The sequence below is a fragment of the Gordonia sp. NPDC003425 genome (assembly GCF_053588635.1).
Window position 1 is genome coordinate 1 of record NZ_JBSFQI010000035.1, and the last position, 2,645, is coordinate 2,645.

Genomic DNA, 2,645 nt, shown 5'->3' on the forward strand with positions numbered 1-2,645 from the left:
CGCGACGCATACCCCCGCGCCACCTGCACACCACCCAGATACAACTCCCCCGGCACCCCCGGCGGCACCACACCCAACCGCGCATCCAACACGTAGGCGGTGGTGTTCCACACGGGCGCGCCGATGGTGATGTGCTCGGCGTCGGTGACGTCGGTGTCGGTGACGTCGACCGCGGCCTCGGTGGGGCCGTACAGATTGTGAATCCTGGTGTCGCCGAGCAACTCGTGGGCCCGCCGGGCCACCGACGCGGGCAGCGCCTCACCCGAGGTGAGCAGCCAGCGCAGCGAATCCAACGCCCGAATCCGTTCGGCCGGAACCACATCGAGGAACACCGACAACATCGACGGCACGAAATGCACCGACGTCGCCCGCGTCTGACCGATCAACTCCGCCAGATACCCCGGATCGGCATGCCCACCCGCACGCGCCACCACCACCTGCGCACCCGACATCAACGGCGCGAACAACTCCGGCACCGACACGTCGAACGTCACCGGCGTCTTGAGCACCACCCGGTCGGCGTCGGTGAGCGCGAATCGGTCGATGGCCCACCACAGCCGGTTGGCCGCCGACCGGTGCGAGACGGTCACACCCTTCGGGCGGCCCGTCGACCCCGACGTGAACAACGTGTACAACGCCGCATCCGGACGCAACACCGACAACCGCTCCCCATCGGCCACCGGAGCCGCCGACTCATCCACCGACCCCGAGGCATCCACCTCCACGATGTGGCGGGCTCCGACGCCGGCGAGCCAGCCGGGCCGCTCGTCGCGGCGCACCACGATCACCTCGACGCCTGCGGTGTCGAGCATGTAGGCCGCGCGTTCGGCGGGTGCGGACGGATCGATCGGCACGTACTGGCCACCGGCGGCCACCACCGCATGAATGGCCACCACGAACTCCACCGACCGCTCCAGCGACACCCCAACCGCCACCTCGGGACCCACGCCGACAGCAATCAACTCACGCGCCAACACCGCCACCCGCGCACCGAACTCCGCATACGACACCACCCGACCCTCGAACCACAACGCCGGCGCACCCGGCGACCGCACCACCTGCGCCGCAACAGCATCGGCGACTGTGGTGGTGATCGGGTCGACGATCGGACCGGTCGCGGCGGCCACCGCCGCATCGGCCTCGGCGCGGGTGATCATGACGACGTCACCGACCGCATCTCCCGGCACGGCGGTCAGGCCACCGAGCAGCGCACGGTAGCGCTCGGCGAACGTCGCCACCCTCGACTCGTCGAACAGGTCGGTGGCGTAGACGATCGAGCACCGCCAGTCCTCGCCGGCGGGCTCGGTGGCCACGGTGACGGCGAGGTCGAGTTGGGCGGGCACCACCGGAGGGGCCACCGACTCCACCTCGAGGGTGTCCACGCGCACGGCATCGTCTGCGGTAGCGCCCGAATCGAGCGAGAGCATCACCTGCGCCAGCGGTGCGAACGCTTCCGAACGCACCGGATCGAGCGCGTCGACGATGGTCTCGAACGGGACGTCGGCGTGGGTGAAGGCCTCCAGATCGGTCACCCGCACCCGGTCGAGCAGATCGCTGAACGGTTCGGCGGGTTCGATGCCGGTGCGCAGCACCAGTGTGTTGACGAACATACCGACAAGCGGATCGAGGACGGCCTGCCCACGTCCGGCGACGGGGGTGGCGATGGCGATGTCGTTGCCGCCGGAGAGTCGCGCGAGCAGTACGGCCAGCGCCGCGTGCACCACCATGAAGGGGGTGACGCCGTGTGCGGCGGCGGTCGCGGTGATACGTCCGGCGACCTCGGCCGGGATCGTGACCTCCAGCCGGGCGCCACGATGCGACGCGACGGTCGGGCGAGGACGGTCGGCGGGGATGTCCAGCACGTCGGGCAGCCCGGCCAGCGTCGTACGCCAGTGATCGAGTTGCGCTCCGACCACCGATGCGGGATCGGCCGGATCGCCAAGCGTTTCGTGCTGCCAGATCGCGTAGTCGGCGAATTGCACTGTGAGCGGCACGAAGTCGGGAGACCGGCCGCCGGCACGGGCCAGGTAGGCGGTCACCAGGTCGGCAACCAGCGGCCGCATCGACTCCCCGTCGGCGGCGATGTGGTGGGCGACGACGGCCACGAGGTGCTCGTCGGCGTTCATCGCGAGCACCCGCACCCGCAGCGGCCACTGTTCGGTGACGTCGAATCCGGTCGACACCGCCTCGCGCAGTGCGTCCTCGTCGTCCACCACCGCGAAGTCCAGGTCGGTGGTAACACGGTGCGCGGGATGGATCACCTGCACCGGCGCGCCGTCGACCGCGGGGAACGTGGTACGCAGGATCTCGTGGCGTGCAACGACATCGACCATGGCGTGTCGCAGCGCGTCGATGTCGAGCGGTCCGCGCAGCCGCAGCAACGCCGGGATGTTGTAGGTCGCGGTGCCCGGCTCGAACCGGTTGATGAACCACATCCGCGACTGGGCGAATGAGAGCGGAATGCGCGCCGGGCGGGGCTCCACGGCACGGATCGGTGCCAGCCCCGCGTCGCGCCTGCCGACCAGCTCGGCGAGTTCGTCGACGGTGGGTGCATCGAACAGATCACGCACCGACACCTGCACCCCGAACACATCAGCCACCCGCGCCGCCACCCGCATCGCCGACAACGAATTACCACCCAACGC

Annotated in this window: 1 protein-coding gene; it reads right to left on the reverse strand. The window is 69.9% G+C overall.

From position 1 onward, the window contains the following. The coding region (locus tag ACWDTD_RS20400; protein ID WP_449748938.1) for a condensation domain-containing protein at positions 1-2,645 on the reverse strand (2,645 nt) is incomplete at both ends.